Origin of the sequence: Avibacterium volantium (assembly GCF_049366555.1) — a bacterium.
Taxonomy (GTDB): Bacteria; Pseudomonadota; Gammaproteobacteria; order Enterobacterales; family Pasteurellaceae; genus Avibacterium; species Avibacterium volantium_A.
Window position 1 is genome coordinate 1 of record NZ_JBMMGT010000054.1, and the last position, 1399, is coordinate 1399.

Below are 1399 nucleotides of genomic sequence, written 5' to 3' on the forward strand. Positions count from 1 at the left end.
ACCTTGCAACCATTGACCCTGTAAAAGTTAGCCTAGATGACCTATAACAGCCCAATAACGGGCTTTTTTGCTATCAAATAACAATCAAATAAATCAAGGATTAAATCAAAATGGCACAGCAAAAAATAACTTTACCGCCTAGGAAATGGTATAGCCTAGAGCAAGCAGCAGAAAAATTAACAAGGGAAAGCGGTGAACTAGTTACTATTGATGATTTATTACATTTTTATGTTCTAGGAAAATTAGATTTATCTGTATTTATTAAACGTTATCCCGCAACGATAACTATTGGTAGCCTTACATTTTCTAAACACCCTCAAAATAAAAACACTTATAAATTTAATAGAATAGGATTTTATTTAATTGAATACCCCGAGAAAAAAATTGATATTGATACTTTTTTAATTCAAAAAGGTGCAAAATTCACGATTTCAAATAAAATCTCAACGATGGAAACCTATTCTAATAAATTGAAAGATTTTATTTACATCATTGGCTTTATGAATATTTATGTAACTACTGAAACTAGCCCAATAAAAGAAAGAGAGATAAAAGAAAAAGGTATTTTAATGAATGGATTTTTTAATTACTTGTCTTTTATTGATGAAGATTTAGGGCAGGTTATCGCTCAAATTAACATTCAACATAGTGAAGATATTTATTTGCCGCTAGATGATTTATATATTGTAGATAAAGACCTTGACAATCTAATTAATGGCACAGCGCATAGAGATTACATAGCAAAAGCGATTTCAGCCAATAAAGGAAGAATTGAACACCCAAATAAACTTGATATTTTAAGAATTGCAAAAGCTACCTTTCAAATCTATCCAAAATATTCTAGAAACGCACTAGCAAAAGCAATTAGGGAATATGCTAAAAATGTGATGAAGATTCACCCTAATCCAACCCTTAAAACCTACGATAATTGGCTTAAAGAATTAGAAATAGGTTACAAAGGAAAGGATTTTGAAAGAGATACTAAAAAACTAAAAATCATTGATTTAAAATAAATTTTTTCCTTTATCCTTAATGGAAATAATCCTTTTTTCTAAGAAATAAAGGATTATTTCCATTTTTTCTATTTGCTCACCCGCCTACCATTCCCCCGACGAACAAATTTACAAAACGAACACAGGCTAACGTTATTTTACACAATCACAGGGAAAAGAATGGAACAACAAACCACACCGCAATTTTATTCAACTGAAACCATTTGCAGAATGTTAGATGTATCTCGCCAATTTCTTTATGAGGCTGTTAAAAATGGTGAATTTCCAAAGCCTATCAAGATAGGGCGATTGAATCGCTATAAAGCTGATGAAGTTCTCGCATATATCGAAACCCAAACTAACCAATAGGAAACGCAATGGCAATTAACATTAAATGCCCGTTTTGT

2 protein-coding genes are annotated in these 1399 nt (G+C 31.1%); both read left to right on the forward strand.

Going from position 1 to position 1399, the window contains the following annotated elements; all coding sequences use genetic code 11:
- Nucleotides 1-110 precede the first annotated feature (110 nt).
- Nucleotides 111-1013: a hypothetical protein gene (locus ACLS0A_RS10930; RefSeq protein WP_416083499.1), complete on the forward strand. Its 903-nt coding sequence runs from the start codon at nt 111-113 to the stop codon at nt 1011-1013.
- 159 nt (nt 1014-1172) lie between these two features.
- On the forward strand, nt 1173-1361 hold the full coding sequence (locus ACLS0A_RS10935; protein ID WP_416083498.1) for a helix-turn-helix transcriptional regulator: 189 nt from the start codon (nt 1173-1175) through the stop codon (nt 1359-1361).
- Nucleotides 1362-1399: the final 38 nt, after the last annotated feature.